The following is a 26,162-nucleotide window of genomic DNA, read 5'->3' as shown; positions in this document are numbered from 1 at the left end:
GTGCACGCCTTGCTCCATCTTTCTTCCCTGGCCGATGACGCGCCCCTGACCTGGTGGCGCGGCTATGGCCCCGTGGTCCAGGGCGACCTGGATCAGGCGGCTCAGGCTCTGGCTGGCCAGCCGCTGCTCCTGCTGTTGCCCGCCGAAGCCGCCAGCCATCACCGCATCGACGTCCCGCCCCGCAGCGGCCGCTGGCTGCGCCAGGCGATCCATTCGGCACTGGAAGAAAAACTGCTGGATGACCTTGACTCACTGCACCTGGCCCAGGGGCCGTTGCGCCAGCGGCGTCATTGCCGGCTATGGGTGCTGCGCCGCGACTGGCTGCAGTCGCTGTTGGCGCGACTGGCCGACAAAGGCCTGGTGCCGAAGCGAATTCATATCGATGCCGACTGTATCCCGGGCGAGCAGCCACGGGCCGTGTACTGCGCCGATCGCTGGCTGCTGGGCGGCGCGGCGGAGCATCCCTCGGCCCTGGTCGAAGAGGAACTGCAAACCCTGGCCGCATTGTTGCCAGAGGACCTGCAACGCTGCACAGACTCGCCCTGGCCACTGCTGGCCGAGGGCGCGCAACAGGCCATCGACCTGCGCCAGGGCGAATTTGCCCTCGGCAGCCAGCACCGCCTGCCCTGGCGAGCCCTGACCATGCTGTTGGTGCTGGGCTGTGGCGCCAGCCTGGCACAGGATATCGGCCACCGGCTGGTGCTTGAGCAGCGCAGTGCCGAATTGCATCTGGCCAACCTCGACACCTGGCAGCTGCGGGTGCCTGACGAGCCGCGGGTCATCGACCTCAAGCGCCAGGTCCAGGCTCGACTGCAACAAGACCAGGCGCCGCAACAGGACATGGCGCGGCGCCTGGACACTCTGGCCCGACACTGGGGCAACAGCGGCGGCGCCCTGGCCCGGGTCGACCGGCTCGACTATCTACAGGGCGAAGGCTGGACCTTGCGCGTGATCACCCCGGCCTTCGCCGACCTCGAGCGCCTGCGCGAGGGGCTGACCCGGGCCGGCCTTGCAGTGCAGGCCGATTCCACCGCCCGCGACGGCCAAGTGGTCAGCGCCCGCTTGCAGATCAAGGAATGAACATGCCCTTTCGCAATTTGCCCCCACGTGAACGCCGAGCCCTGGCGCTGTTGGCCCTGTTCCTCGGCGCGGTATTGATCTGGACGTTGCTGTGGCAGCCACAGCGCCTGGCCTTGCAGAACGCCGAACGTCACTACCGGGACGAGCTGCAACTGGCCGCCGACTTGCAACGCCTGCCGGCCAGCGGCGGCAGCCAGCCGGGAGTGGCGATCGATGCAGACGCCTTGCCGGGTTTGCTGGCGCGCACCAGCGCCGAGGCCAAGCTGAACCTGGAGCGTCTGGATAACGAGCAGCAGGGCCGGGTCAACCTCAGCCTCGATGGCGCATTGGCCGACCTCTTGCCCTGGCTGCAGCACCTGGGCGAGCAAGGAGTGGAGGTGAGTTCGGCGAACCTTGAAGTCAATCCGCAGGCCCAGGTCCGGGCGCGGCTGGTGCTGGAGGTCAAATAGACCGAAGTCCCCCGAATGCAGGCACACGCCAACACCCGTGGACCCCGCAAGAGCGGGAGGTCCACGGGGGCGACTGAAATCAGGGACGGAAGGAAAGGCCCGGGGTCAGGACTTTTCCAGGTTGGCCAGGATGTGGCCATGGACGCGCATGCAGACCCGCAGGTCCTCTTCTTCAACACCCACAAACAGCTCTTGGCGCAGGGCATTGGCGATGGTTTCGATCTGCTCGATCAGTGGGCGGGCCGGGGCGCACAGCACGATCTTTTTCGCCCGGCGATCTTCCAGCACCGACTGGCGCTGCACCAGCCCCTGGGTTTCCAGGCTGTCGAGCAAACGGGCCAGGGTCGGGCCCTCAACGCCCACACTCTGGGCCAGTTCGCGCTGGGTCGGGGCTTCTTCGAAGCGGGCCAGGTGCAGCAATACCAGCCAGCGCGCCTGGGACAGGCCCAGCCCGGCCAGACGCCGGTCCAGTTCAGCACGCCAGCCACGGGACATCTGCGCCAACTGCATGCCAAAACGGTGTTGATCGGTTAACGGCATAAAAAACTCATGATTAGACTGAAGTAGTGAAAACTAATAATTAGTCAGCTAAGCATGCGCCTTGCCCGGAGGCAAGGCCCGACATGTACTGAATCGTTACTTCGTTGACGCAGCGACTCACATTTCGAATTCCGATTGCAGCGCCGCCCTCACGCAGTACAGAACGCCTTCAGGCACCCGTCCGGCGAACAACTCGGCAATTTCGGCCACCGGCGGCAGCTCACCCTCGCCGTCCAGGAAGGCATCCTGAATCTCACCCAGCAGGTCTTCCGGCAGATCCAACGCCTGTTCCAGCGACAACTCCTGCTTGCCGACAGCCTCGGCCAGCAGGGTGTAGACGTTCTTTTCCGAACATTGCAGCTGCCCGGCGATCTGCACCGGGGTCATGCCGGCACGCGCCAGGGTAATCAGCTCGTGGCGAATATCGGCCACCACTTTCGGCGCCTCGACCTCGCCCCCCAGCACTTCGAGGAAGGCCTCGCCGTAACGCTCGAGCTTGCGCGCGCCGACGCCGCTGACCTTGGCCATTTCCGCCAGGGACGTGGGTTGGCTGCGCAGCATTTCGAGCAAGGTCGAATCGGGGAAGATGACGTACGGCGGCACACCGTGCTCTTCCGCCAGTTTGCGCCGCAGGGCACGCAGGGCTTCCCACTGTTCGCGCTCTTCGCCACGCACCAGTTGGCTGGCCTGGCTGGTGCTGGTCTTGGTGGTGGTCTGCGGCTTGAGCTCGCGGCGCAATTCCAGGGTCACTTCGCCCTTGAGCAGCGGCCGGCAGCTGTCGCTCAGGCGCAGGCCGCCATACCCTTCAAGATCAATATCGGCCAGGCCGCGCGCCACCAACTGGCGAAACAGCGAACGCCATTCGCCCTCGCTACGGGCCTTGCCGACACCGAACACCGACAGGTGCTGATGACCGAAGCTGCGCACCTTCTCGTTATCCTTGCCCAGCAACACGTCCACCAGGTGGCCGACGCCATAACGCTGGCCGGTGCGATAGATCGCCGACAAGGCCTGTCGGGCCGGCTCGGTGGCATCCCAGGTTTGCACGCCGTCGACACAGTTGTCGCAATGCCCGCAGGGTTGTGGCATGTCCTCATCGAAGTAGGCCAGCAGGGTCTGCCGACGGCAGCGGGTTTCTTCGCACAGCGCCAGCATCGCGTCGAGCTTGTGCTGTTCCAGACGCTTGTGGCGCTCGTCACCTTCGGAGTTCTGCAGCATCTGCTTGAGCATCACCACGTCCTGCAGGCCGTAGACCATCCAGGCATCGGCTGGCAGGCCATCACGGCCGGCGCGCCCGGTTTCCTGGTAATAGGCCTCGAGGGACTTGGGCAAATCCATGTGGGCGACGAACCGCACGTTGGATTTGTCGATGCCCATGCCGAAGGCAATGGTCGCCACCATGATCAGGCCTTCCTCATTGAGGAAGCGCTTCTGGTTGTGAGCCCGCAGATCGCTGGGCAGCCCAGCGTGGTACGGCAGCGCCGGGAAGCCCTGCTCGCAGAGAAACGCGGCGACTTCATCGACCTTCTTGCGCGACAGGCAATAAACGATGCCCGCATCACTGCGCCGCTCGTTGAGGAACGCCAGCAACTGCTTGCGCGGCTGCTCCTTGGGCACGATGCGGTAGAAAATGTTCGGCCGGTCAAAGCTCGACAGGAAACGCTCGGCCTCCTGCAAATGCAGGCGGGTGACGATTTCTTCGCGGGTGCGCTTGTCGGCGGTGGCGGTCAGGGCAATGCGCGGCACATCGGGGAACATTTCCGCCAACTGCCCCAGTTGCAGGTATTCCGGGCGGAAGTCGTGACCCCATTGCGAGACACAGTGCGCTTCGTCGATGGCGAACAGGGCGATATCCAGCCCCTGCAGGAACGACAGCATGCGTGGCTGCACCAGGCGCTCTGGGGCCAAGTAGAGCATTTTCACCTCGCCGCGACGGATGCGCGCCGCCAGGTCGCGCTGCTGCTCGGCGCTGAGGGTGGAGTTCAGCGCGGCGGCGGCGACGCCGAGTTCTTCAAGGGTGGCGACCTGGTCGTCCATCAGCGCGATCAGCGGCGATACCACCACCGCCAGGCCTTCGCGCAGCAGCGCCGGAACCTGGAAACACAGGGACTTGCCGCCGCCGGTGGGCATCAGCACCAGGGCATCGCCGCCACTGGCCACGCGCTCAATGATCGCACCTTGGCGACCACGGAAACTGTCGTAGCCGAAGATGTCCTTGAGGACGCGTTGAGCCTGTTCGAGCATGAAAAACTCCAAAAATCGCTGAAATCCCTGAGCGCAGGCTGACTGAAAACACGCCGGGCTTCACGGACAAATCCGTTAGCGGACTTTTCCGCAACCGCCGCAACGCCTGCAGGGCATCACAAAACGCGCGAGTATACCCGAGCCCTCCCCGACAAAGGGTGCCGACAATCAGCCACCGGTAACCTTTGGAAGCGTTCAAATCTGCGCTGCGGCTGGCCTGGGCGCTCAAGAAGGCCTAGAATTCAGCATCGTTTATTCCCCAAGGTAGCCCCTCAATGTCCTTCGCCGAGCAACTAACCCGCCTGCAAGTCTTCCTCGACGCCGATGAGCTGCACGACGAGGCGCTGGACTACGTGGCCGCTCACGGCTACCTGACTGCGTTGTCGATCTGTTCCGAGAGCGTTCCCGATCGCGAGTGGATCGACGCCCTGTTCGCCGAGGAGCCGCACTACAGCGACGACACCGAACGCGAAGTGATCGAATCCACCCTGATTGCCCTCAAGGCCCACATCGCCCGCCAACTGGCGTCCGACGAAGAGTTCGAGCTGCCGTGCGAACTCGACCTGGGCGAAGACCCGGACGACTCCGACCTGCGCGGCTGGTGCATCGGCTTCATGGAAGGGGTGTTCCTGCGTGAAGCGGCCTGGTTCGAAACCGCCGAGGAAGAAGTCAGCGAAATGCTCCTGCCGATCATGGTCGGTTCCGGCCTGTTCGACGAACAGCCTGAATTCTCCGACATCGCCAGCGATGCCAACCTGATGGACGACATGATCGTACAAATCCCGGAAGCCCTGACCGCGCTGTACCTGCTGTGCAACGCCCCGGACGAAAAGCCGGCGATCCTCAAGCCACGCCACCACTAAGCAGCTGCCCACGATCTCGCGAGCGAAGGGTCAGGCATGGCAGAAATGGCTGAGGAAGCGGAGTTTAGGGACCTAAATGAGCATTCCGAGGCCATTTTCAACGCGGTATCCCCAAGCACAGCACATCGTGAACAGGTTCTGAGTCGTCGCCTATGACCCCGCCCATAGGCAATCGCCCGCTGCTTCTGCGCTACGCTCTGCTGGCCATTGGCTGGTTGAGCGTGGTGCTAGGGGTGATCGGAATTTTCCTGCCGGTGCTGCCTACCACTCCCTTCCTGCTGCTGGCTGCCGCCTGCTTTGCCCGCAGTTCGCCGCGCTTCTACCACTGGCTGGTGGAACATCCACGGCTCGGTCCGTGGATTCGCGACTACCTCGATGGCAACGGCATTCCGCTCAAGGGCAAGGTCTATGCGATCGGCCTGATGTGGCTGAGCATCGGCCTGTCCTGCTACCTGGTGCCGCTGCCCTGGGCCCGTGGTTTCATGCTGACCAGCGCGGTGCTGGTGACGATTTACATCCTGCGGCAAAAAACCCTGAACAAACCCTGAGCTATCAGTGGCCACCATGGTTGCGCTGATAGGTGTCCTCGCCCATGGCCGCAATCTGCCCCTCGATCAAGGCTTCGAACGGTTTGAGCAAAGGTTCGAACGAGGCCGGCGCTTCCAGGGTTTGCAAGGCCTGGACGATGGCCTCCAAGGTCGATAACGCTCCTGGCCCGGGCGCCTTGCGCAGGCGATAGCGCGACACCCCGCCCTGCCCCAGGCTGACTCGCGGCAACGCTGCCAGCAGCGGGTTGAGGTGCAGCAGCTTGCGCGCCTTGCGCCAGGTGCCGTCGGGCACCACCAGCAACAACGGCTGCGCCGCTGGGCCATAGGCCTGCAACGTCTGTGCGTCATCAGCCGGGAACAGCAACCTGGCCTGATAGCCAGGGCGATTCAGCAACTGCGGCAAGTCCGCGAACACTTCGCCGACGATCAGCTCGGCATTGGTCAGGCCCAGGGCCGCCAGGCGGGCGGTGTTCAACGCATGGTTGACCTCACTGGGATGCTGCAGCAGCAGCACCCGGGTGCGGCTGTCCAGCTGCGGTATCAACGCGCACAGGCAATGGCTTTCGGGGCGCAGGCAGCGCGGGCATTGACTTCGTGACATAGCGGCCTCCTCAAGCCTGGTTGAGCTGCGCCTTGAGCAGGTCGCGGAAGGTCTGGATCAGAGGCTCGCGGCTGCGCCCACGGCGCATGATCATCGAGAACGGCGCCTGGTAGCCAAAGGTCGCCGGCAGCAACACCCTCAGGTCGCCCTTGTCGGCCCAGGCCTGGGCGTAGTGCTCCGGCAGGTAGCCGATGTAGGCACCGGACAGCACCAGAATCAACTGCGCCTCCATACTCTCCACAGTCGCCGCGCTGTGCTTGAAACCATGCCGGGCCAGCTCTGCCTGGCTCCAATAGCCCCGGCCCACCATGCGCTGCTGGGTGATCAGTTGTTCGGGAATCCGCCGCTCGGTAAACAGTGGATGCCGATTGCTGCAATACAGCCAGTGCTGCTCGCGGTACAACGGCATGTACACCAGGCCGCTCATGCGCGTGGAGAACGCGCCGATGGCCAGGTCCAGGCGGTTGTCCTGCACCCCCAGCTGCAACTCGTAAGGGCTCATGACCGACAAGTGCAAATGCACCGCCGGGTGCTCCTGGCTGTAGGCGCCAATGGCTTCGGCGAAAGGCAGGGCCTTGTCGCTGACGGTGGAGTCGATCACCCCCAGGTTCAGGGTACCGCGCAACTCGCCCTTGAGCGCCGCGGCGTATTGCTCGAAGCCTTCGAGTTCGCCGAGCAGGCGCAGGGTTTCCTGATGGAACAGCTCGCCCTTGCTGGTGAGACTGAAACCGCCGCGCCCGCGATGGCACAGCACCAGCCCCAGCGCCGCTTCCAGCTGGCTCATGTAGGTGCTGATAGCCGAGGTCGACAGATTGAGTTCGTGCTGGGCATTGGCGAACCCCTGATGCCGCACCACGCTGACAAAGATGCGCAATAGTTTCAGATCAGGTAAAGCGTTGGCCATGACGGGCTCCGATAACCAGCGAAAAAACACCATCCATGGCTGAGAAAAATACCTGCCGCCGGCTTGAACCGACCCAGCACACACCCGGATTACGCCGGCTGCATCACCGAGCGGGAGCGAGCATCCTCGCCACAGGGGGCGTGGCGGCTGGGCGAGAGTCTAGCGCCAAGCTCGGCATTAGTTCAGAAAAATCTGAACTAAGTATTTGTTCACAGCGATTCTTTCCCCGCAGCGCATTTCGCAGAATCGGCCTCACTCGGTTGTGCGGGCAGAGCCTTCTGCGCCGCCCAGCCCAAAAATAAAACAACGATGAGGCCAATCCCGTGGACAAGATCCTTCACCAACCACTGGGCGGCAACGAAATGCCGCGCTTCGGCGGCATCGCCACCATGATGCGTCTTCCCCATTTGCCCACCGCCGCCGGCCTCGATGCCGCGTTCATCGGCATCCCGCTGGATATCGGCACCTCGCTGCGCGCCGGCACCCGCTTCGGCCCGCGAGAAATCCGCGCTGAATCGGTGATGATTCGCCCGTACAACATGGCCACCGGCGCCGCCCCCTTCGACTCGCTGTCGGTTGCCGACATCGGCGACGTGGCGATCAACACCTTCAACCTGCTGGACGCGGTTCGCATCATCGAAGAAGCCTACGACGGCATCCTCGAACACAACGTGATTCCCCTGACCCTGGGTGGCGACCACACCATCACCCTGCCGATTTTGCGCGCGATCCATAAGAAGCACGGCAAGGTCGGCCTGGTGCACATCGACGCCCACGCGGATGTGAACGACCACATGTTCGGCGAGAAAATCGCCCACGGCACCACCTTCCGCCGTGCAGTGGAAGAAGGCCTGCTGGACTGCGACCGCGTGGTACAGATCGGCCTGCGTGCCCAGGGCTACACCGCTGAAGACTTCAACTGGAGCCGCAAACAAGGGTTCCGCGTGGTCCAGGCCGAAGAGTGCTGGCACAAATCCCTGGCCCCGCTGATGGCCGAAGTCCGCGAAAAAGTCGGCGGCGGCCCGGTGTACCTGAGCTTTGACATCGACGGCATCGACCCGGCCTGGGCCCCTGGCACCGGCACCCCGGAAATTGGCGGCCTGACCACCATCCAGGCCATCGAAATCGTCCGTGGCTGCCAGGGCCTGGACCTGATCGGCTGCGACCTGGTAGAAGTCTCTCCACCCTACGACACCACCGGCAATACCTCGCTGCTGGGCGCCAACCTGCTGTACGAGATGCTCTGCGTACTGCCTGGCGTGGCCCACCGCTGAGTCCCGGCCATGAGCGATCAGGAGAACGTCCTCAACGCCGCTGCCGCATTGGTCGCGGCCTTCGCCCGCAACGACCGCGAAGCCTACTTCGCGGCGTTCAGCCGCGATGCCAGTTTTGTGTTCTACACCCTTCCCCAGCCGCTGTTGTCCCGCGATGCCTATCAGGTGTTGTGGGACCAATGGCGCGCCGAGGATGGCTTCGAGGTGCTCGCGTGCACCTCGAGCAATGCCTTCGTCAGCCTGCAAGGCGACGTGGCGCTGTTTATTCATGACGTGGCCACCGAGCTGCGCATGCAAGGGGAGCAACACTTCAGCCAGGAGCGCGAAACCATCGTGTTTCGCCGACAACAACAAGGCCATTGGCTGGCCTGCCACGAACATTTATCCGCCATGCCGGAAGGGCTGCCACCCCCTTAGCCAATACAGGTGACGCCCGCACACGATGGGCGCGCCTCGATGATCGGAGCAGATCATGAATAACAACAACAAAGAACACAGCCTTAGCAGCATTGAAACCAACGGGGTCGAACAGATCCCCGATCACGAACGCAGCGCCGGCCCCGGCGACCTGTTTCGTCTGATCTTCGGCGGCGCCAATACCTTTGCCACCGCCGTGCTCGGCAGCTTCCCGGTGTTGTTCGGCCTGTCGTTCCAGGCCGGAGTCTGGGCCATCGTCCTCGGCGTGGTGCTCGGGGCGCTGATCCTGGCGCCCATGGGCCTGTTCGGCCCGCTCAACGGCACCAACAACGCCGTCTCCTCCGGCGCGCACTTTGGCGTGCACGGGCGGATCGTCGGCTCGTTCCTGTCATTGCTGACCGCCATCGCCTTCTTCTCGCTCTCGGTCTGGAGCTCGGGGGATGCGCTGATCGGTGGCGCCAAGCGCCTGATCGGCCTGCCGGAAACCGACCTGAGCCTGGGCCTGGCCTACGGCCTGTTTGCGATCCTGGTGCTGACGGTGTGCATCTACGGCTTCCGCTTCATGCTCTGGGTCAACCGTATTGCGGTGTGGGCCGCGAGCCTGTTGTTCCTGCTGGGGATCTTCGCCTTCGCGCCGACCTTCGACAGCCAGTTCGCCGGAACCGTCGCCATGGGCCAGGCCGGGTTCTGGGCGGCCTTTATCGGCGCCGCGCTGGTGGCCATGAGCAACCCGATCTCCTTCGGCGCCTTCCTTGGCGACTGGTCGCGCTATATCCCGCGGGAAACCCCGAAAGCACGCATCATGCTGGCCGTGATCGCGGCGCAACTGGCAACCCTGATCCCTTTCCTGTTCGGCCTGGCCACCGCGACCATCGTTGCGATCAAGGCGCCGAACTACATCGCCGCCAACAACTACGTCGGCGGGCTGCTGGCGGTCTCGCCGAGCTGGTTTTTCCTGCCGGTGTGCCTGATTGCGGTGATCGGCGGCATGTCCACCGGCACCACGTCGCTGTATGGCACCGGGCTGGACATGTCCAGCGTGTTCCCGCGCCTGCTGTCGCGGGTCAAGGCGACCCTGCTGATCGGCGTGCTGTCGATTGCCTTCATCTTTATCGGGCGCTTTGCGGCGAATCTGGTACAGAGCGTGTCGACCTTCGCCGTGCTGATCATCACCTGCACCACGCCATGGATGGTGATCATGATCATCGGACTGCTGGTGCGGCGCGGCTTCTACTGCCCGGATGACCTGCAAGTTTTCACCCGTGGCGAACAAGGCGGCCGCTACTGGTTCCAGCACGGCTGGAACTGGCGCGGCCTCGGCGCCTGGATCCCCAGCGCGCTGGTGGGCCTGTGCTTCGTCAACCTGCCGGGGCAGTTCGTCGGGGTGCTTGGCGAACTGGCCGGCGGCATCGACATCAGCCTGCCGGTCACCCTCGGCCTGGCCTCCCTGGTGTACCTGGTGCTACTCGGCCTGTTCCCGGAACCGGCAGCGGTGTTCGGTCCAGGCGACCCACGCAGCAAGGGCATGGATTCGCTCACCAAACCGGCCCTCGGCCAAACCGTCTGAGTTCAAGGCGCCGGCTGGCCGGCGCTTGCCTGACCTAATAGTTTCACCATAAAAAAGATAATCGGAGAAACGCCATCATGGCTTTAGATCTATTTGTCGTACTTATCTACGCTGCCGCAATGCTGGTGCTCGGCTACTACGGCATGCGCAAGGCCAAGACCCACGAGGACTACCTGGTGGCCGGCCGCAACCTGGGCCCGACGCTGTACATGGGCACCATGGCCGCGACCGTGCTGGGTGGCGCCTCGACCGTTGGCACCGTGCGCCTGGGTTATGTGCATGGCATCTCCGGGTTCTGGCTGTGCGCCGCACTGGGCCTGGGCATCATTGCGCTGAACCTGTTCCTGGCCAAACCGCTGCTCAAGCTGCGGATCTTCACCGTGACCCAGGTCCTGGAAAAGCGCTACAACCCCATGGCCCGCCAGGCCAGCGCGGTGATCATGCTGGCGTACGCGCTGATGATCGGCGTGACCTCGATCCTGGCCATCGGCACCGTGCTGCAAGTGCTGTTCGGCCTGCCGTTCTGGATCTCGGTCCTGCTTGGCGGTGGCGTGGTGGTGGTGTATTCGGCGATCGGCGGCATGTGGTCGCTGACCCTGACCGACATCGTGCAGTTCGTGATCAAGACCGTGGGCCTGATGTTTATCCTGTTGCCGATCTGCCTGTACCGCGTCGGCGGCTGGGACGAACTGGTGAGCAAGCTGCCGGCCTCGAGCTTCAGCTTCACCACCATCGGCTGGGACACGATCATCACCTACTTCATGATCTACTTCTTCGGCATCCTGATCGGCCAGGACATCTGGCAACGGGTGTTCACCGCCAAGACCGATAAAGTGGCCCAGTATGCAGGCACCGTCGCCGGCGTCTACTGCATCATCTACGGCCTGGCCTGCGCCCTGATCGGCATGGCCGCCCACGTGCTGCTGCCGGACCTGGACAACGTCAACAACGCCTTTGCCGCCATCGTCAAAGCCTCGCTGCCGGACGGTATCCGTGGCCTGGTGATCGCTGCCGCACTGGCCGCCATGATGTCCACCGCCAGCGCCGGCCTGCTCGCCGCCTCCACCACACTGACCGAAGACCTGCTGCCGAAACTGCGTGGCGGCAAACAGTCGAGCCTGGGCATCAACCGCCTGTTCACCTTCCTCACCGGGATCGTGGTGCTGGGCATCGCCCTGGTGGTCAACGACGTGATCAGCGCCCTGACCCTGGCCTACAACCTGTTGGTGGGCGGCATGCTGATTCCGCTGATCGGAGCGATTTTCTGGAAGCGCGCAACCACCTCCGGCGCCATCGCCAGCATGGGCCTGGGTTTCGCCACGGCTCTGGCGTTCATGATCAAGGACGGCCTGGACGCCAACACACCGATCTACTACAGCCTGGCTGTCGGCCTGATCAGCTTCGTGGTGGTCAGCCTGCTGTCCCGCCGCCCGGCTCCCCTGGCCAACGCGGTTTAAGCTGAATTCGTACATTTTTGGGAGTTTCTTCAGCGGGTGCAGCGTCGGAGGCTGCACCCGTTTTTTTGCCTGGGGAAAAGCGCCGTACGCCTACCCGTCAAGGGCACACCCAGGCTCGCGGCAAGCCCGAGCAACCTGTGCTGTACTGCGACTAGCACCGCACCAGCTCCGCCGGTCGCGGCCAAGGGTAAATAACAATAAGACCCGAGGTGCTCATGAACGCCTTTGACTTGCCACTCGGCACCATCCCCCCATGCCATCCCCCCTGCTGCGCAAGCGCCCCATTGGATTGTCTGCCGGAGCCCCGGTCATGAAACGCGCCCATGTGCGCCAAGTCGTGCACGACTACATCCGCCGCCTGCTGGAGCGCAACCAGCCGTTCGACGACCATCTCGACCTGCAAACGCTGGGCCTGGACAAGCAGGATCTGGAGGAATTGATTTTCCATCTGGAAGATGAGTTCGGACTGACAGCGTTTACCCACGAGGAAGATCAACTGCTCAAGGCCGCGAGCACGGCCAATGACCTCAGTCAGTTTTTGCTGAAGATTTCCAGGCATTGAACATCAAGGTGAGAACACTGGGAGTGCGCCTATGGGGACGTAGCCACATCCTCGGCGCGGGTTGAAAAGTAGAGGAGCAAGCCTTGCGCTTGCTCCACATCGACCCGATCAGCGGCGTTTTTGCTGCCGACGTCGTTGGTCGTCGTCCGTACGAATCGGCACCGGCTGCAACGGTGGCTCGATCAGGCCCAATGCGACGCCAAGGTCGTGAAGCCAGTTTTGCAGTTTGTCTTTCATAGCGCCCCCCTTAAGGGTCATGCCGAGCGACGGGATTCTTTGGCCGCTTCGCACTGATAATAGTCCTAAGTCCTACGCATTGCTCGCCCTAGATCGCAATGATCTGTTACCGGATTAATCTGAATCATCCGTGGACTTTTCTTAAAGAGCAGCCATCCACCGCCGCTTCGGCCTTGGCGGCTTCCTGCAGTTCGATCCAGGCCGTGAGGTTGGCGCCGAGCATGCCCTTGCGCCACATCAACCAGGTGGTGGCACTGGCGAACGGCTCGGCCAGGGCATGGACCGCGACACTCTCCCGCCCCGGCAGGCTGGCCAGCATCGACTGCGTCATCATCGCCACCCCTGAACCGGCAATCACACAGGCGAGCATGCCCTGGTAGGACTCGATCTCCATGGCCCGGCCCATGGTCGCGTGGTCATGGGCAAACCAGGACTCCAGGCGCATGCGATAGGAGCAGCCCCGACGAAAGGTAAATACCGCTCGGCCCTCGACGTCGCGGGCGCTGCGCACCGGTGGGTGGCCCGCTTCACTGATCAGCACCAGGGTTTCATCGCACAGGGGTACACCGTCCAGCCCCGCCAACTGCAGCGGACCGTCGACCAGGGCCGCATCCAGGCGCCCGGTCAGCAGGCCCTCCAGCAACTCACCGCTGGGGGCCGACTGCACCTGCAGGTTCACCATCGGATAGGTGCGGTGATAACGCGCCAGCAGCGGCGGCAACTGGATGGCTGCCGAGCTGTGCATGGTGCCCAGCACGAAGACGCCCGCAGGCTGCCCTCCTTGCAGCGCGGCCTGGGCCTCATCGTGCAGGGCGAACAAGCGCAGGCTGTAATCGAGCAGCACCTTGCCCGCCGGCGAGAGCAACAGCCGCTGCCGCTCCCGCAGAAACAGCTCGACGCCCAATTGCTCCTCCAACTGCTTGAGCCGGGTAGAGAGGTTGGACGGCACCCGATGCAGACGCTCGGCCGCGCGGGTAATGGAACCCTCCTCGGCCACAGCCTGGAAGATGCGGAGCTGGCTGAATTCCACGACACTCTCCAAAAGTGAACAAGTTGCTTAATATTATTCATTTTTAAAGAAAGTCAATCGATCCTAGCCTGACGGTCACTGCTCCACTGATGGAACCCTGACCATGTCCCCGCTGATTCGCCTGCTCGCCAGCTTTATCGCCTTGATGATGGCCATGGGCATTGGCCGTTTTGCCCTCACCCCGCAGTTGCCCCATCTGCTCAGCGAAGGCCAGATTGACCTGACCGCCGCCGGCCTGATCGCCGCCGCCAATTACCTGGGCTACCTGTTGGGCGCCCTGGATGCAATGTTTGCCCGACGCCCTCGCCAGGTTCGCCAGCGCCTGCTCGGCGGCCTGTGGTTGTGCGTGCTGCTGACCCTGGCCTCGTTCTGGGCCCAAGGCTTCTGGGCACACTTGCTGCTGCGCTTCGGCACCGGGGTAGCCAGCGCCTGGGTGCTGGTGATGATCACCGCCCTGAGCCAGCCCCTGGCCCAGGCAGCCGGTCGACCACGGCTCGGCGCCCTGGTATTTGCCGGGCCGGGCCTGGGTATCTTTCTGACCGGGTTGCTGGCGCTGGGCTCGAACCTGCTCGGGCAAAGTTCGGCCATGCTCTGGCTGGTGTATGCCGCGGTCGGTTTGCTGATGCTGCTGGTGATCCTGCCGATCCTCCCGCAGCCCGAATCCATGCCGCTCACCGCGCCCGCGCCTGCTACTGCCGAGGGCCGGGAAATCCCCCGCCTGGGGCTGATCTACGGTCTGTATGGCCTGGGCTACATCATCCCGGCGACCTTTCTTTCGCAGATGGCCAGCGCGCATTTCCAAGGCCAGTGGCAGGCAGACCTGTTCTGGCCCTGTTTCGGCCTGACGGCGGCGCTCGGGGTATTGCTGGTCAGCCTGCGCCGCGCCAGCCCCGGGGCAACCCGCTATTGGCTGATGGCAACGCTGTGGATGCAAGCTGCCGGGGTCTTCGCCTGCCTGCTGGGCGATGGCACCGGGCTGGTACTGGGGGTGATCCTGTGCGGGACTTCGTTCCTGGCCTGCATGCAATTGGTGATGCAGCGCTCACGGGAGATCGCGCCCCATGCCACCCAGCGCAACGCCGGGCTGTTGACCGCCTGCTTCGCCATTGGCCAGTTGAGCGGTCCGCTGCTCGCGGCCCTGAGCAGCCATTACAGCGGCGACCTGCACCCGGCGCTGATCATCGCCGGCGGGGGCCTGCTGCTGGCGGGGGCGTTGCTGTTAAGCCGCCAGCGGCTTGCCGGCAAGAGCCCGACACCCTGCGCAACCCTTACAGAAAGCGGCGAATACGTCGGCGCAACCACTGTTCGGCGCTGACGAACGTAATGCCCAACAGCACCAGCACCGCGCCCATCACGAAGTTGAAGCTCAGGGGCTCACCGAGCAGCACCACGCCAAAGGTCACGCCGAACAGCGGGGTCATGAAGGAGAACACCGCCAGGTTGGCCGCCAGATAACGCCGCAGCAGCCAGAACCAGGTCAGGTAGCTGAAAAACGACACCACCAGCCCCTGGAACAACACACTGGCGACCGCCACCGGGGTCAGGCTGACATGGCTGATCTGCCCGCTCAGCGCAGCAATCAGCAGCAGGCCGACAAAGCCGACGATCAATTGATAGAACAGGGTCAGGGTCGCCGGCGCCTCGGACAGCCGCGAGGCACGCACGACCACAGTGGTCGCGCCCCAGGCCATGCCGGCCAGCAGGCCCAAGGTGTCGCCCAGCAACATGCGCCGGTCCAGGTTCTCCAGGGATATGCCGCCGGCAAAGGCAATGCTGATGCCGATAAACGCCAGCAGAATCCCCAGCCACTGCAGGGGCCGCAGGCGCTCACTGGGCAACAGCCAGTTCACCCCCAGCGCGGTAAAAATCGGCGCGGTGTACAGAAACACCGACATATGGGCGGCGCTGGTCAGCTGCAGGCCTTCGGCGATAAACAGAAACTCCAGGCCGAACAGGCTGCCGGCCAGCAAGCCGCCACGCCAGGTGCTGCCGATCTGCGACCAGCCGCCCTTCCAGCACATCAACAAGGCCACCAGCAGCGCGGAAATCCCGGAGCGCGCCGCAGCCTGCATCACCGGTGCAATATCCGCCGCCGCCCACTTGATCATCACCTGCTGCACGCCCCAGATCAGGCACAGCCCCAGCATCACTTGCAGGGCAAAGCCATCGGCGCTACGCCGCTCGGTGCTCACCGCAAACACTCAACGTTAATCAACGACATGGCAGTTACTCGACAAAAACGAAAAAGCCTCGCGATGGCTGCGTGGCGAAACAGAATCAGGTGGGTGTACGAAAAGGCATTGCCAGGACATCGCCGGCCATCCACATCCGTGGCGGCACAAGGCAAGACCGGCTAAGCGCGAGGACCGCCAAAGCGCCGCGCACAGGCATAGCCGATACTGCAGGCGACAGCGCTGGCGAAGGTGCCCCAGGCCATGTCCAACAAGGCCAACTGCGCCGACCAGCCGTGCAGGGTCGACCAGTTGCTCAGGTCATAGGTGCCGTAGGCCACCAGCCCGAGCAAAGCACCGAGCCGCGTACTGTGCAGCCAACTGCCCCGAGCCAGCGCCGGCTGTACCGCAAACACCAGGCAACCCAGGACATACAGCAGATAAAACAGCGCTGCGGGGGCCAGCAGCGGCTGGTCGAGCATCAGCGAACCCAGCAGCGCCTTGTAGGTCGGCCCCATCAACAGGCCCAGCCAAAGGCCGTCGAGCAGCAGAAACGCGAGCAATGTGCCGAAATAGGCAATCAGCCGGAGTCGCATGTCGAATGGCCTGTTCAGTGGGGTCCCGCTCAGCTTAGTTCAATGCGGTCGGCATGGATCACGATCTGACCCTGCTTATAAAGCGCGCCGATGGCCTTCTTGAAGTTGCCTTTGCTGACACCGAACAAACCGCTAATCACGGTCGGGTCGCTCTTGTCGCTGACCGGCAAGGTGCCGTTGTTTTCACGCAACTTGGCGAGGATCTTCGAGTTCAGGCTGGTGGAAGCTTCTTCGCCCACCGGTTGCAGGCTCAGGCTGATCTTGCCGTCACCACGAACTTCTTTGATAAAGCCTTTTTCTTCTTTGCCCGGGCGCAGGAACTTGAACACTTCGTTCTTGTGGATCAGCCCCCAGTGCTTGTTGTTGATGATCGCCTTGAAGCCCATGTCGGTGGCTTCGGCCACCAGCAAGTCGACTTCCTGACCCGGCTGGTAGTTGGCCGGGGTCTTGTCCAGGTAGCGATCAAGGCGCGCGGTGGCGGTGATACGGCGGGTGTGCTTGTCGAGATAGACGTGCACCACGCAGTACTCGCCGGCGGTCATCTGGCGCTTTTCTTCGGAGTACGGCAGCAACAGATCCTTGGGCAAACCCCAATCGAGGAATACACCGATGCTGTTAACTTCAACGACTTTAAGACTGGCGAACTCACCGACTTGAACTTTCGGTTTTTCAGTAGTTGCAATGAGTTTGTCTGCACTGTCCAGATAAACAAAAACATTGAGCCAGTCTTCGTCTTCACTGGGAATATCTTTGGGAATATAACGATTAGGCAGCAATATCTCGCCGTCCGCCCCACCGTCCAGATACAAACCAAAGTTAGTGTGTTTAACCACTTGCAAACTGTTGTAGCGCCCGACTAAAGCCATTTCCAATACCCTCATTGCGTGGGCGGCATTCTACAGGGGTTTTACCCGGTTGGTTTGATGCGCAGGCGGGCGGTGGGCGAAATTTCCTTGAAGACATTGATTTTTCTCGATTTCCGCAGCCATAGGCCTCCGCTCGTCAGGCAGAGGCCGTCCCGAACTCCCCAACCTGACCGCTAAAAAACGCCATAATCAAGCCAAAGTTTTAGTTAAAACAGCAGCTTAGGTAAATACAGCGAGCACTGTCCGATGCTCAACTCTTTATCACCCAAGTATTCCGAAGGATATTTACCAAGCAATTGTCAAGCATTTCATGTATTATGCGTGGCCAAGTTAATTTTCTACAGGTTAATGGCCGCCATGCGTGTAAAAGCATCCAACAGCAAAGCAAAGCCAGCTCCAGCCGTTGAAACCAGCGAATCGATCAACAACCAGATCGCTGCATTCCTCAAGTCTGGCGGCGAGATCCAGCAAATTGCCAAAGGCGTCAGCGGCCAGACTTTCGGCCCGTCGAAGCAGATTACCCTCGGCAAAAAGTAATACCCCGCAGCACATCCTGGTCCCTAAGCGCTTTGAACCTCAAAGCGCTAGGACTAGAGCCTGAACCTCCTCTCCTTGCATAAATCGACGAACGGCCCTCAACCCCGAGGTTTCGCCGGTATGCTTGCACACGTCTAGAACGGGCCTTTGCCAAGGGCTCTTGGTTTCTGCTCCTCGCTACCCATGGAGTGCAGCATGCTCAAACCCTCTTTCCTGCTGATCAGCGCACTGCTGGCCAGCCCCGTCAGTCATGCACAGGTTTTCCAGCGTGAATTGGGCGACTTCGACCTCAAGCTGGGCACCACCCCGACGCGCAGCATGGCCCAGGGGCTGGTCAAGCCGACCAGCTCCGGCTCATTCCACGGCGGCCTGGACCTGAGCCATGACAGCGGCTGGTACGCCGGGCAATGGTCACCCAGCGTGGGGCTGAGCCCATCGAGCAAACTGGAAGTGGACTCCTACCTCGGCTACAAGCAGCCCTTCGACCAGACCCTGGGCTATGAGCTGGGGATGATCCATTACAGCTACCCCAAGCTCGAAACCCTGGACAGCCATGAATTTTTCGGCGGCCTGACCCTGCTCGGCAGCCGCTTTGGCGCGGCCTTCAGCAACGACCCGGACAAACGCAACAGCACCCTGTTCGCCGACCTCGGCGGGAATGCGCCATTCGGCATCGGCGTCAGCGTCAAATACACCAACCACCAGCTGGGCAACCCGGTGTCGATCACCAGCGGTGGCTACGTCAACAGCTTCAATGACTGGTCGGTGAAGCTCTCACGGCCGTGGATGGGGATCGACCTCAACCTGATCTACAGCGACTCCAACCTCAACGGCGGCGACTGCTCGGCCTATTCTGGGCAAAACGCCGAATGCGACGGCCTGCTGACGTTCAAGGCCGAACGCTCCTTCTATTAAAAGGCTGAACTGCGGGGCGCCTTTCGGGTTCAGATACACAAACCCGCATTCGCAAGGACTCGCCCATGTCGCGCCGGTTAATCCATTTCACATTGCTGTTAGTGCTGTGCTTCGCCTCCAGCGCCTGTAACCGCGTTGGCCTGGCCTATCGCAACCTCGACGTGATCATCCCCTGGACGCTCAACGACTACTTGGACATGAACAGCGAGCAAAAGGGCTGGTTCAACCAACGCCTCAAGGAACACCTGAACTGGCATTGCAGCACCCAACTGCCGGGCTACCTCGACTGGCTCGACCGCCTGCAGCAAATGGTTGAAAGCAACCAGGTCGACGACGCGGCCCTGCAAGTGCGAACCCAGGAAGCCAAGCAGGCCATCGCCCAGACCGCCCGCGAGATCACCCCATCGGCCATCCAATTGCTGCAGGGCCTGGACGATCAACAGGTCAAGGACATGAACAACGCCTTCGCCAAGGATCAGCGCGAGCGTCAGGCGCAGTACCTCAAGCCGACCTTGCAGGAACAGATCAAGCAACGCAGCGAGCGCATGACTAAACGCCTCAACGCCTGGCTGGGCCCGCTCAGCCCGCAACAGCAGCAGCGGGTCGAACAGTGGTCAGCCGACCTCGGCGATCAGAATCAACAATGGATCGCCAACCGCGCCCATTGGCAGACGCAGTTCAGCGCCGCCGTGGAGCAGCGCCATGCCAGTGATTTCCCGCAACGCATCGAGCAACTGCTGGTCAATCGGGAGAGCTTATGGACGCCGGAATATCGCCAGGCCTACGCCGCCACTGAACAGGCGGCGCGCAGCCTTTTGGTGGACCTGATGGCCCAAAGCACGGTGGAGCAACGCCAACGCCTGCTGAAGAAGATCGATGGCGTACGCAGCGACTTCGAAGCCCTCAAGTGCCTAAAAGCCGCGCGCCAGAGCTGAAGCTTTCACTGGCAACTGGCGACGCGGGGCTCAAGGCTCAGGCAATCTGGGCCTTGCTCGCCACTTCGTCGAAGGTCGCCGGATCCAGGGCATCGGCCTGTTCGTCCAGTACCTGACGCGGGTGATCGTTGCCGGGGATACTGCTGTCGATCATGCACAACAGGCTGGAGCCCCGCGGCGTCAGAATGAAGTTCTCACCGTTGCCGCCCTCGTCCTCCGGCCGCGACTCGATAAAGCCCCGATCCAACAGCAGCTTTTCGTACTCGGTGGCCGTGACCTTCAGCTCATCCAGATTGCCCGTCGACTCGCCTTCGGCTTCCTTCGCCGCCGCATGCTGCTCGGCGTAGGGCCGCGGGGTAAAGCTATGGCCGGCGCTGTTCTGCACTTCGTGCAACAGCCGTTCAATCAAATCCCAGTTATAAGTCGTCATCCTGATTCAACCTCCACACATAAGAGTGAAATGCCTTTCATAGGTTGTGACCGGTGTGGTTTTCAGCCGTTCAGGATTTCCTGCGCCTGATCCGACCCTTGATCGGAAACCGCTGGGCACCGGGTCGAACGCGGCAACGGCTAGCCCGCATACCGCCAAGCCCCGGCTAAGCTGCAAAGATGACCCCCGCCGACCTCAGCCTGCACCAATACACCCTGCGCATGAACCGGGTGCTGGAGCATATCGACCATCACCTGGACCAGCCCCTGGAGCTGGCGGACCTGGCGCAAATCGCGCATTTCACCCCCCGGCACTTTCATCGCCTGTTCAACGCCTGGGTCGGGGAACCCCTGGGCGATTACCTGCGCCGCAGGCGCCTGGCCCACGCCGCCTATCAACTGGCCAGCGAACCTCAGGCAAGCATCCTTGAGGTCGCGTTGACGGCTGGCTTCAGTTCGGGCGAGGCGTTTTCCCGGGCCTTCAAGCAACATTACTCAGTCACCCCAAGCAGCTGGCGCAGCAGCGAACCCAAACGCTGGCACCGTCGCCTCAGCGACGTGCGTGAGCGCCGCCTGCGCGAGTTACCCAACCCCGATCAGACCCATATCCCGGGGTTCGACGACCCTGACGCCTTCATTCACCTCAAGGAGCCGCTGATGAACGTCACCCTCAAACACCTGCCACCGGTGCGCGTGGCCTGCCTGCGCTACACCGGCCCCTACGGCACCGGGATCGGCCTGTTCTGGCGCGAGACCGCAGCGCGCTGGATGATCGACAACCAGCTGTTCAACCGCGTGCGCTATGGCATCGGCCACGACGACCCGAGCATCACCCCGGCCCACCAATGCCGCTACGACGCCTGCATCGAAGTCCCCGCCGACTTCATCAGCGCCGCTCCCGCTACCCTCAGCCTCCTGCCCGGCGGCCTCTACGCCGTCGCGCCCTACGCAGGCAAAGGCCCGGACATCGCCGATGCCTGGCTCGAACTCTGCCGCGACTGGCTCCCGCGCAGCGGCCTGCAACTCGACGCCCGGCCGGCCTTCGAACGCTACCCGGTCGATGCCCCCTACGACGCGCAAACCGGTGAGTTGGAATGTGAGATCTGTATTCCGGTGAAGGTGCTTTAACCAAAGGACTCCCCGTGGCGAGGCAGCGTGCTCCCGCTCGACCGCACAGCGGTGGCAAAACCTGAGCCGCGATTATCCCGGGTAGAACCTCATAGCAGTCATCAAGCTAGCGTCACACAAGGTATTGAGCACACCCCCAAAAGCTTCGAATCAGCACAGCTCTACCAGCAAATATCCCCCCTCAGACCAGAGGCAAAAAACGCCGTTTCCTCTGCATGAGAAAACAGCGTTTTCTTTAACTGACCAGCATGAATTGGTACTCGCCCTACTCTACTTTCCCTCCAACAGGCCTGATTGACCTAGAGACTGTCGCTGGTAGAAAACCCACCCCCATCGCGAGGACGGGAACTACTGAATGAACTGTTTGAGTTGGAAGATCCGGAACTGCGACTACTACTGTCTCGACTCGGAGCCTGCGCCACCGATAGCGCGCCCTTCATGAAACCAACCATCAGCGAGTTGACGTTGCCACTGCTGGAAACGCTCTGGCTGGCTCGACCCGCCTCGCTGGCCAACAGACTTCGTTCAAGCTGTTTGGCTCGCTCATATTCGCCCTGAGCCTCTTCGCACTTACCCTGCAGAAACGGTACCTGCTTCTGCAACGCTTCAAGTTCGGCGCGCAGATCACGTACTTCCACCACCTGCTTATCATCCTCGGAACCGGGGGTTTGCGCCGCCAGGCGTGCAAGCTTCTGGTCACTCATCTCGGCCAGTTGCTCGGCCAACAGTACTGAAGCCTGCGCCAGATACTCGTCCCGCTTCGCGCTGTAGGCATCCAGACTGGCATGCACTTCATTGGCTTGGCCTTTAGCCACCTCCACCGCCTGCAGCGCAGTCTGCAAGCGCTGCTGAAGCTCGGCAAATTCACCGCCTGTGGACGCCGCTTGATACAGCTGCGTCAGCTTGGCCTGTTGGGCAGCCTCTTCTTTCTCCAAGCGGCTGGCAGCACTTTGATTGGCTTCATGAAGCGCCAGCAGCGTCTGCTCGGTGCGCCAGTTTTCAGTAAAGTTGCACAGTTTGGCGACCCAGCGGTCAGCCTGCCGCCAAGGGGTCCAGCGTGGGTAGCCCGCGGTCCCGAACTTGCGCGACTTCAAGTACAGATATAACCGGTCGACCTGGAAGCTCTGAAGCTTGCTCCGGCATTCATCACGCAGCTCCTCATAGGACTCAGACGCTGCAACCCGAGCCATCTCCGCCTCACGCAATGCGAGTACCTGACGCTGATAGCCTGGGTCATCCGCTAACTGCCGATCGATGCCCGCGACCTGAGCCTGAAGCCCACCCGAAACCTCCATAGCCGCTCGCAGATGGTGTTCCACACTGGCCTCAGCTGCGGTCAGGCGCTCGCGCAACTGTGCCTCGCCCTCATTGCGCTGCTTCAGCAAACGCTTGACTTCAACAGACTGCTGGCCAACGTTCTTGAGTTGATAACCGGCGATCTGCGCCAACGCATCAGTGATTTCCTGTTCCAGTCGCAACTCGCGCTCATGGGCCTTGGACAGCTCTTGCTGCAGCTTGCGCAGTTCATATTCATAGCGTCGGGAGTTTTCACTGAGGGTCGCCATCATGCTGTTCGCGCTCATCACCACTCCAAAATGTAAGCAGGTTTGGCGGTTGTACGCCCTTTGACGAACTTGAAGCTCAAGGAATTGGCATCCTTGCTGCCCAGACGCCGATTATCCACATGACCATCGGCCAACTTGTCATTCTTGACCTCCTGATAGGTGGCCTGATTGACCCGAACACCGAATATTCTGGCGTAACGCTTCTCCCCGGTCTCGATACTGGTAATCGGCACCGGTACCACATTGCCGGCAGCGTCGGTCGCCTCGGTCAACAGGTACCAACTCTTGCCCCCGGTCGGGTCGTAGTTACGCTCGACCATTGATTTTTCGCCCACACGGCTCACCACATCCAGCTTCAAAGGGGTCTTGGCAAACGCCAGTAACTGCTCTATCTCCTTGAGCCCACTGGTGGTGCCGGAGACATCCAGGGCCTTGATCGCTTGGTCCACCGTGTTCAACAACGGCTGGAATTGCGCCGCATCCCCCTGGCTCAGCCCCATCTGCTGCACACTTGCCCGGGCCGCCTCAAGGGAGGCGAGGTAATTGGGGTTCAAACTTTGCCGATCGGTCAGTCTTACCGCCCGGTCCACCTTGGCAATAGCCGCCGTCACACCCTTGGTGTCAGCATCATCCAACGCCCATTGGGCCTCATTGGCTGCCGCTGCAACCTCGGGGACGGCCTTGCTGGCAATAAGAAACTCGCGACTGGCAGTCAAACGCTTGAGTTTTTGCGCCGCGACCAACAGGTTCTTGATCTTGTCCAGTTGAGCCTGCACGTCCTTTAGCGATGTGACGCTTGCTTTCAAGTTGTCCCTGGCATTGGAGACCATGACCCCATCGCTGAAACTGCGCTGTTCTTGAGGCAGGGCAAACTGCGGCAACTTGATCGACGCCTGCTCACGGGCTTTCGCCAACCCATTCTTGGCCGTATACATTAAACGCGTCGCCGCCGCGACCTGCCCCGCCTGAACTTCGGGCTCCAGCTTGCCCAACTGTTCTTGCACCAAGAACACCTGCTGCGTGCGGGTGTGCGCCTCACTCTGCAGGCTGACCAAATCAGCCTGGGTATAGCGGCCTTGTTCCTTGAGGTCGATAAACACGTGGGTCCAGGCATACAGCGAATACAAAACAATGGGCGTCCATATCAGTACCCATTTCTGCCAAAAGCGGCGACGCAGGTAAGTATCCGCTACACGCTGCTCCCACCAACGCAGCTTCGGTGCTTCATAAACCAGACGTGTAGCAAAGTAGTTACGCACCCCCTGCTCCACTAGCCCATCCTCGACTTCGATACCCTTGGCTTTGTAGAACTCACGAATCCGCTCGGCCACCGCCTTGCGATGCAAGGGCAGATTCAGGTGTTTCTGGATCTCCGTCTGGCTGTGGCGCAGCTCATCAATCAGCGCCATGGCGCCCATCTGTTCGGTAAGAGAAACCTCGCTCACCTCACATCCCCTTCTGCAGGAGCGCGGTGAAGCGGCGCTTGCTGTCCTCAGTGACCGACTCAATTTCCGCAGCGGCCGACGCCGACTCCTTACGCAGCTCCTGAATCAGGCTCAGGCTACTGGCCTGGAACTCCAGCACCGCATCCGCCAGCGCCTTGACCGAACTGGCCTTGAGGCTCGAACCGTAACCGGCCTTGAGCGCCGCATTTAGCTGATCGCCTCCAACACGGGCCTGCACTTCAAGACTGGTATTGATACCGTCGGTCATGGCATTCAGAGTCTGGGTGGTTTCTGCCAGGCCGCCGGAGGAAGTGAAACCCGCCGCCAACCCTGTCAGGACAATCTCGTTGGTGGCGAAGAAACTGACTGCCCGCTGATACAGCCGCTCCTTGACCGCGTGATACTGATTCAGGCGTGCGAATACCAACTCCGCCGCACCATAGGCGGCCTTCAGTTGATCGGCGATGTCGGTAATGATCTGGAAGCGTTTGTCCTCATCCTGCAAATCACGCAGCGCCACATCCCGCTCCAACTCCAGCTTGGCCTGGTCCGGCGCGGCCGCCCCCACCACCTCAAGTGCAGCGCTGGCGTCCGCCAAGGCCTGGCGTCGGGCATCCATTTGCGTCTGGGCGATCTTCTGGACTTCACAGGCATCCACCTCGGCCGACTTCATCGCCAAGCGATAGTCCTGATAGGCCTCGAGGATCAGCGTTTCCAGCTGGATCTGCTCATTCGCCGACTTGGCCACGGCGAGGTAATTCTCGCGGATGCTCTCAAAACGATCCGGGATCGAGCCGCGACGCATGTTCAACCACGCCAACTGAATGCGCTCGGAGAACTGCAACTTGCCGTCGGCCATCCACTCCATCATCCGCTGCGCATCGTTGCGAATCGAATCGAAACTGGTGGCGATATCCGCATAGCGGGTGCTGATGTCCATGCCCTGCAACTTGTCGCGCACCGCAGCGTTAAACGCGGTGGACTGCTGCAAGGTGGCGGCGATATTGGTCACGCGGTCAACGTCATACACCGCCACCTTGTCCAACAGCGCCAGCACTGGCATCTCCTGCTGGGGGAAAGTGATGCCGATGGAGCGCAAGGCCGACATGGAGCGTTCGAGGTAATTAATGAGCATGGGCGTATTCCCGTTGTGGAGCCATTGAGCAACGGCTCCATCATCCTTTGATAGGTGAATAGGCGAAGGGGGTTGGGCCCCGGAACAGATTCCGACGCGGGGGTCGGAGGCCGTAAAGTGCATGGTATTTACATCAAGCCAGGAAAACATCGACAGGACGTTTTTCGAGGTGCTTTCAAGCTCTGCGTCCGCCTGAAATGCGCTCCTTTTAGCGCATAGAGTGTTGCTCAAGAGCAACTGGCAAACGTGCGCGAGAATAACACCACCTTCTGCTGGCTGAGAATTCACCTACGCCGAATACAGGCAGTGATTTGAAAGCAACCCGAGGTCGTCAGCGGTTAAGTTGGCTGAGCGGGGTCCTCGATAAAATAGGAAAGGCCTTACAACAACATCAGAAACCCCAACCCGGCCAGCCCTTTAAAGGCAATCAACGGATTGGCTATAGTCGGCAAGCCGTCGATAACGACGGCTGGGTTTGGCGACCTAACACCAGAACTGATGCAAAAGCCGCTGCTTGCAGGTACTTTTGCACCCGCACAATCGCTCTATGGCGGCTGTGCGTGGGAGACCTTCGGGTCTGCCGGCTTATCTGGTGCCGGCTCGCCAACCTGCGTACAGCTGCCACCCGTTGTTTGGCGACGATGGGAACAGCATAAAAGCCCACCAC

27 protein-coding genes are annotated in these 26,162 nt (G+C 61.7%); 14 read left to right on the top strand and 13 right to left on the bottom strand.

What is annotated here, in order from left to right; all coding sequences use genetic code 11:
- Both gspL and gspM read left to right on the top strand, forming a co-directional pair.
- Positions 1-1,080: a type II secretion system protein GspL gene (gspL, locus tag JFU57_RS15775; protein ID WP_201129981.1), complete on the top strand. Its 1,080-nt coding sequence runs from the start codon at positions 1-3 to the stop codon at positions 1,078-1,080.
- Positions 1,081-1,082: 2 nt separating this feature from the next.
- A complete protein-coding gene (gene gspM / locus JFU57_RS15770; protein ID WP_201129980.1) occupies positions 1,083-1,529 on the top strand; it encodes a type II secretion system protein GspM in 447 nt (148 codons plus the stop codon).
- A 105-nt stretch (positions 1,530-1,634) separates the two neighbouring features.
- Here the strand turns inward: gspM and JFU57_RS15765 are convergent, their stop codons facing one another.
- Positions 1,635-2,069, bottom strand: a complete 435-nt coding sequence (locus JFU57_RS15765; RefSeq protein WP_201129978.1) for a MarR family transcriptional regulator — start codon at positions 2,067-2,069, stop codon at positions 1,635-1,637.
- A gap of 117 nt (positions 2,070-2,186) precedes the next feature.
- Positions 2,187-4,313, bottom strand: coding sequence for a DNA helicase RecQ (recQ, locus tag JFU57_RS15760; protein ID WP_020297784.1), 2,127 nt, complete (start codon positions 4,311-4,313; stop codon positions 2,187-2,189).
- Between the two features lie 275 nt (positions 4,314-4,588).
- Here recQ and JFU57_RS15755 point away from each other — a divergent pair, with 275 nt between their 5' ends.
- Both JFU57_RS15755 and JFU57_RS15750 read left to right on the top strand, forming a co-directional pair.
- Positions 4,589-5,176, top strand: a complete 588-nt coding sequence (locus JFU57_RS15755; RefSeq protein WP_078473914.1) for a UPF0149 family protein — start codon at positions 4,589-4,591, stop codon at positions 5,174-5,176.
- Between the two features lie 152 nt (positions 5,177-5,328).
- Positions 5,329-5,724 (top strand): YbaN family protein, encoded by a 396-nt coding sequence (locus JFU57_RS15750; protein WP_201129976.1) that lies wholly within the window; start codon positions 5,329-5,331, stop codon positions 5,722-5,724.
- Between the two features lie 4 nt (positions 5,725-5,728).
- Here the strand turns inward: JFU57_RS15750 and JFU57_RS15745 are convergent, their stop codons facing one another.
- The gene (locus tag JFU57_RS15745) at positions 5,729-6,325 is read right to left on the bottom strand and encodes a tRNA-uridine aminocarboxypropyltransferase (protein WP_078473913.1); all 597 of its coding nucleotides are present in this window, start codon (positions 6,323-6,325) and stop codon (positions 5,729-5,731) included.
- Between the two features lie 10 nt (positions 6,326-6,335).
- The gene (locus JFU57_RS15740; protein ID WP_078473912.1) at positions 6,336-7,229 is read right to left on the bottom strand and encodes a LysR family transcriptional regulator; all 894 of its coding nucleotides are present in this window, start codon (positions 7,227-7,229) and stop codon (positions 6,336-6,338) included.
- A 323-nt stretch (positions 7,230-7,552) separates the two neighbouring features.
- Here JFU57_RS15740 and speB point away from each other — a divergent pair, with 323 nt between their 5' ends.
- From speB to JFU57_RS15715, 5 genes are all read left to right on the top strand, one after another.
- Positions 7,553-8,503, top strand: a complete 951-nt coding sequence (gene speB / locus JFU57_RS15735; protein ID WP_020297779.1) for an agmatinase — start codon at positions 7,553-7,555, stop codon at positions 8,501-8,503.
- Between the two features lie 9 nt (positions 8,504-8,512).
- A complete protein-coding gene (locus JFU57_RS15730) occupies positions 8,513-8,920 on the top strand; it encodes a YybH family protein (RefSeq protein ID WP_078473911.1) in 408 nt (135 codons plus the stop codon).
- 55 nt (positions 8,921-8,975) lie between these two features.
- Positions 8,976-10,487 (top strand): purine-cytosine permease family protein, encoded by a 1,512-nt coding sequence (locus JFU57_RS15725; RefSeq protein WP_201129974.1) that lies wholly within the window; start codon positions 8,976-8,978, stop codon positions 10,485-10,487.
- A 77-nt stretch (positions 10,488-10,564) separates the two neighbouring features.
- Positions 10,565-11,944, top strand: a complete 1,380-nt coding sequence (locus tag JFU57_RS15720) for a sodium:solute symporter (protein ID WP_201129972.1) — start codon at positions 10,565-10,567, stop codon at positions 11,942-11,944.
- A gap of 310 nt (positions 11,945-12,254) precedes the next feature.
- The gene (locus JFU57_RS15715; RefSeq protein WP_201129971.1) at positions 12,255-12,506 is read left to right on the top strand and encodes an acyl carrier protein; all 252 of its coding nucleotides are present in this window, start codon (positions 12,255-12,257) and stop codon (positions 12,504-12,506) included.
- A gap of 108 nt (positions 12,507-12,614) precedes the next feature.
- Here the strand turns inward: JFU57_RS15715 and JFU57_RS33430 are convergent, their stop codons facing one another.
- The gene (locus JFU57_RS33430) at positions 12,615-12,743 is read right to left on the bottom strand and encodes a PA1414 family protein (RefSeq protein WP_274522656.1); all 129 of its coding nucleotides are present in this window, start codon (positions 12,741-12,743) and stop codon (positions 12,615-12,617) included.
- A gap of 124 nt (positions 12,744-12,867) precedes the next feature.
- The gene (gene ptrR / locus JFU57_RS15710) at positions 12,868-13,773 is read right to left on the bottom strand and encodes a putrescine utilization regulator PtrR (RefSeq protein ID WP_201129970.1); all 906 of its coding nucleotides are present in this window, start codon (positions 13,771-13,773) and stop codon (positions 12,868-12,870) included.
- A gap of 103 nt (positions 13,774-13,876) precedes the next feature.
- Between ptrR and JFU57_RS15705 the strand changes: the two genes are divergently transcribed.
- A complete protein-coding gene (locus tag JFU57_RS15705) occupies positions 13,877-15,088 on the top strand; it encodes an MFS transporter (RefSeq protein ID WP_201129969.1) in 1,212 nt (403 codons plus the stop codon).
- On the opposite strand, the gene JFU57_RS15700 is transcribed toward JFU57_RS15705, so the two are convergent.
- The 3 genes from JFU57_RS15700 to JFU57_RS15690 all read right to left on the bottom strand — a co-directional run bounded on the left by JFU57_RS15700 (position 15,042) and on the right by JFU57_RS15690 (position 17,406).
- The gene (locus JFU57_RS15700; protein ID WP_078473905.1) at positions 15,042-15,965 is read right to left on the bottom strand and encodes a DMT family transporter; all 924 of its coding nucleotides are present in this window, start codon (positions 15,963-15,965) and stop codon (positions 15,042-15,044) included. The two genes, JFU57_RS15705 and JFU57_RS15700, sit on opposite strands and share 47 nt — an antisense overlap.
- A gap of 161 nt (positions 15,966-16,126) precedes the next feature.
- On the bottom strand, positions 16,127-16,540 hold the full coding sequence (locus JFU57_RS15695) for a DUF2177 family protein (protein ID WP_201129968.1): 414 nt from the start codon (positions 16,538-16,540) through the stop codon (positions 16,127-16,129).
- 29 nt (positions 16,541-16,569) lie between these two features.
- Complete coding sequence (locus tag JFU57_RS15690; protein ID WP_201129967.1) at positions 16,570-17,406, bottom strand: CvfB family protein; 837 nt, start codon at positions 17,404-17,406, stop codon at positions 16,570-16,572.
- A gap of 348 nt (positions 17,407-17,754) precedes the next feature.
- Between JFU57_RS15690 and JFU57_RS15685 the strand changes: the two genes are divergently transcribed.
- The 3 genes from JFU57_RS15685 (at position 17,755) to JFU57_RS15675 (ending at position 19,793) form a co-directional block, all read left to right on the top strand.
- Positions 17,755-17,943, top strand: a complete 189-nt coding sequence (locus JFU57_RS15685; RefSeq protein WP_017337097.1) for a hypothetical protein — start codon at positions 17,755-17,757, stop codon at positions 17,941-17,943.
- Positions 17,944-18,138: 195 nt separating this feature from the next.
- Positions 18,139-18,858 carry a TorF family putative porin gene (locus tag JFU57_RS15680; RefSeq protein WP_078473903.1) on the top strand — a complete coding sequence of 240 codons (720 nt, stop codon included), beginning with the start codon at positions 18,139-18,141 and terminating at the stop codon, positions 18,856-18,858.
- Positions 18,859-18,923: 65 nt separating this feature from the next.
- Complete coding sequence (locus JFU57_RS15675) at positions 18,924-19,793, top strand: DUF6279 family lipoprotein (protein WP_201129966.1); 870 nt, start codon at positions 18,924-18,926, stop codon at positions 19,791-19,793.
- A gap of 37 nt (positions 19,794-19,830) precedes the next feature.
- Here the strand turns inward: JFU57_RS15675 and JFU57_RS15670 are convergent, their stop codons facing one another.
- Positions 19,831-20,223 carry a transcriptional regulator gene (locus JFU57_RS15670; RefSeq protein WP_078473901.1) on the bottom strand — a complete coding sequence of 131 codons (393 nt, stop codon included), beginning with the start codon at positions 20,221-20,223 and terminating at the stop codon, positions 19,831-19,833.
- A 179-nt stretch (positions 20,224-20,402) separates the two neighbouring features.
- Between JFU57_RS15670 and JFU57_RS15665 the strand changes: the two genes are divergently transcribed.
- On the top strand, positions 20,403-21,350 hold the full coding sequence (locus tag JFU57_RS15665) for an AraC family transcriptional regulator (RefSeq protein ID WP_201129965.1): 948 nt from the start codon (positions 20,403-20,405) through the stop codon (positions 21,348-21,350).
- A gap of 299 nt (positions 21,351-21,649) precedes the next feature.
- On the opposite strand, the gene JFU57_RS15660 is transcribed toward JFU57_RS15665, so the two are convergent.
- The 3 genes from JFU57_RS15660 to JFU57_RS15650 are packed head-to-tail and all read right to left on the bottom strand — an operon-like array spanning position 21,650 to position 25,489.
- Positions 21,650-22,933 carry a hypothetical protein gene (locus JFU57_RS15660; protein WP_201129963.1) on the bottom strand — a complete coding sequence of 428 codons (1,284 nt, stop codon included), beginning with the start codon at positions 22,931-22,933 and terminating at the stop codon, positions 21,650-21,652.
- Entirely contained in the window at positions 22,933-24,360 is a 1,428-nt protein-coding gene (locus JFU57_RS15655; RefSeq protein ID WP_201129961.1) for a DUF6384 family protein, read from the bottom strand. The genes JFU57_RS15660 and JFU57_RS15655 overlap by 1 nt, the downstream gene beginning before the upstream one ends.
- A gap of 1 nt (position 24,361) precedes the next feature.
- Positions 24,362-25,489: a merozoite surface protein 3b gene (locus JFU57_RS15650; protein WP_201132126.1), complete on the bottom strand. Its 1,128-nt coding sequence runs from the start codon at positions 25,487-25,489 to the stop codon at positions 24,362-24,364.
- Between the last annotated feature and the right edge of the window lie 673 nt (positions 25,490-26,162).

It is taken from the genome of Pseudomonas sp. TH07 (assembly GCF_016651285.1).
Taxonomy (GTDB): Bacteria; Pseudomonadota; Gammaproteobacteria; order Pseudomonadales; family Pseudomonadaceae; genus Aquipseudomonas.
This window is presented reverse-complemented; position numbering and strand designations above follow the sequence as displayed.

Coding starts and splice junctions, on each gene's coding strand:
- gspM (WP_201129980.1), top strand. CDS start 1,083: ATGCCCTTTCGCAATTTGCCCCCACGTGAACGCCGAGCCCTGGCGCTG.
- JFU57_RS15765 (WP_201129978.1), bottom strand. CDS start 2,069: ATGCCGTTAACCGATCAACACCGTTTTGGCATGCAGTTGGCGCAGATG.
- recQ (WP_020297784.1), bottom strand. CDS start 4,313: ATGCTCGAACAGGCTCAACGCGTCCTCAAGGACATCTTCGGCTACGAC.
- JFU57_RS15755 (WP_078473914.1), top strand. CDS start 4,589: ATGTCCTTCGCCGAGCAACTAACCCGCCTGCAAGTCTTCCTCGACGCC.
- JFU57_RS15750 (WP_201129976.1), top strand. CDS start 5,329: ATGACCCCGCCCATAGGCAATCGCCCGCTGCTTCTGCGCTACGCTCTG.
- JFU57_RS15745 (WP_078473913.1), bottom strand. CDS start 6,325: ATGTCACGAAGTCAATGCCCGCGCTGCCTGCGCCCCGAAAGCCATTGC.
- JFU57_RS15740 (WP_078473912.1), bottom strand. CDS start 7,229: ATGGCCAACGCTTTACCTGATCTGAAACTATTGCGCATCTTTGTCAGC.
- JFU57_RS15730 (WP_078473911.1), top strand. CDS start 8,513: ATGAGCGATCAGGAGAACGTCCTCAACGCCGCTGCCGCATTGGTCGCG.
- JFU57_RS15725 (WP_201129974.1), top strand. CDS start 8,976: ATGAATAACAACAACAAAGAACACAGCCTTAGCAGCATTGAAACCAAC.
- JFU57_RS15720 (WP_201129972.1), top strand. CDS start 10,565: ATGGCTTTAGATCTATTTGTCGTACTTATCTACGCTGCCGCAATGCTG.
- JFU57_RS15715 (WP_201129971.1), top strand. CDS start 12,255: ATGAAACGCGCCCATGTGCGCCAAGTCGTGCACGACTACATCCGCCGC.
- JFU57_RS33430 (WP_274522656.1), bottom strand. CDS start 12,743: ATGAAAGACAAACTGCAAAACTGGCTTCACGACCTTGGCGTCGCATTG.
- JFU57_RS15705 (WP_201129969.1), top strand. CDS start 13,877: ATGTCCCCGCTGATTCGCCTGCTCGCCAGCTTTATCGCCTTGATGATG.
- JFU57_RS15695 (WP_201129968.1), bottom strand. CDS start 16,540: ATGCGACTCCGGCTGATTGCCTATTTCGGCACATTGCTCGCGTTTCTG.
- JFU57_RS15690 (WP_201129967.1), bottom strand. CDS start 17,406: ATGGCTTTAGTCGGGCGCTACAACAGTTTGCAAGTGGTTAAACACACT.
- JFU57_RS15685 (WP_017337097.1), top strand. CDS start 17,755: ATGGCCGCCATGCGTGTAAAAGCATCCAACAGCAAAGCAAAGCCAGCT.
- JFU57_RS15680 (WP_078473903.1), top strand. CDS start 18,139: ATGCTCAAACCCTCTTTCCTGCTGATCAGCGCACTGCTGGCCAGCCCC.
- JFU57_RS15675 (WP_201129966.1), top strand. CDS start 18,924: ATGTCGCGCCGGTTAATCCATTTCACATTGCTGTTAGTGCTGTGCTTC.
- JFU57_RS15670 (WP_078473901.1), bottom strand. CDS start 20,223: ATGACGACTTATAACTGGGATTTGATTGAACGGCTGTTGCACGAAGTG.
- JFU57_RS15665 (WP_201129965.1), top strand. CDS start 20,403: ATGACCCCCGCCGACCTCAGCCTGCACCAATACACCCTGCGCATGAAC.
- JFU57_RS15660 (WP_201129963.1), bottom strand. CDS start 22,933: ATGAGCGCGAACAGCATGATGGCGACCCTCAGTGAAAACTCCCGACGC.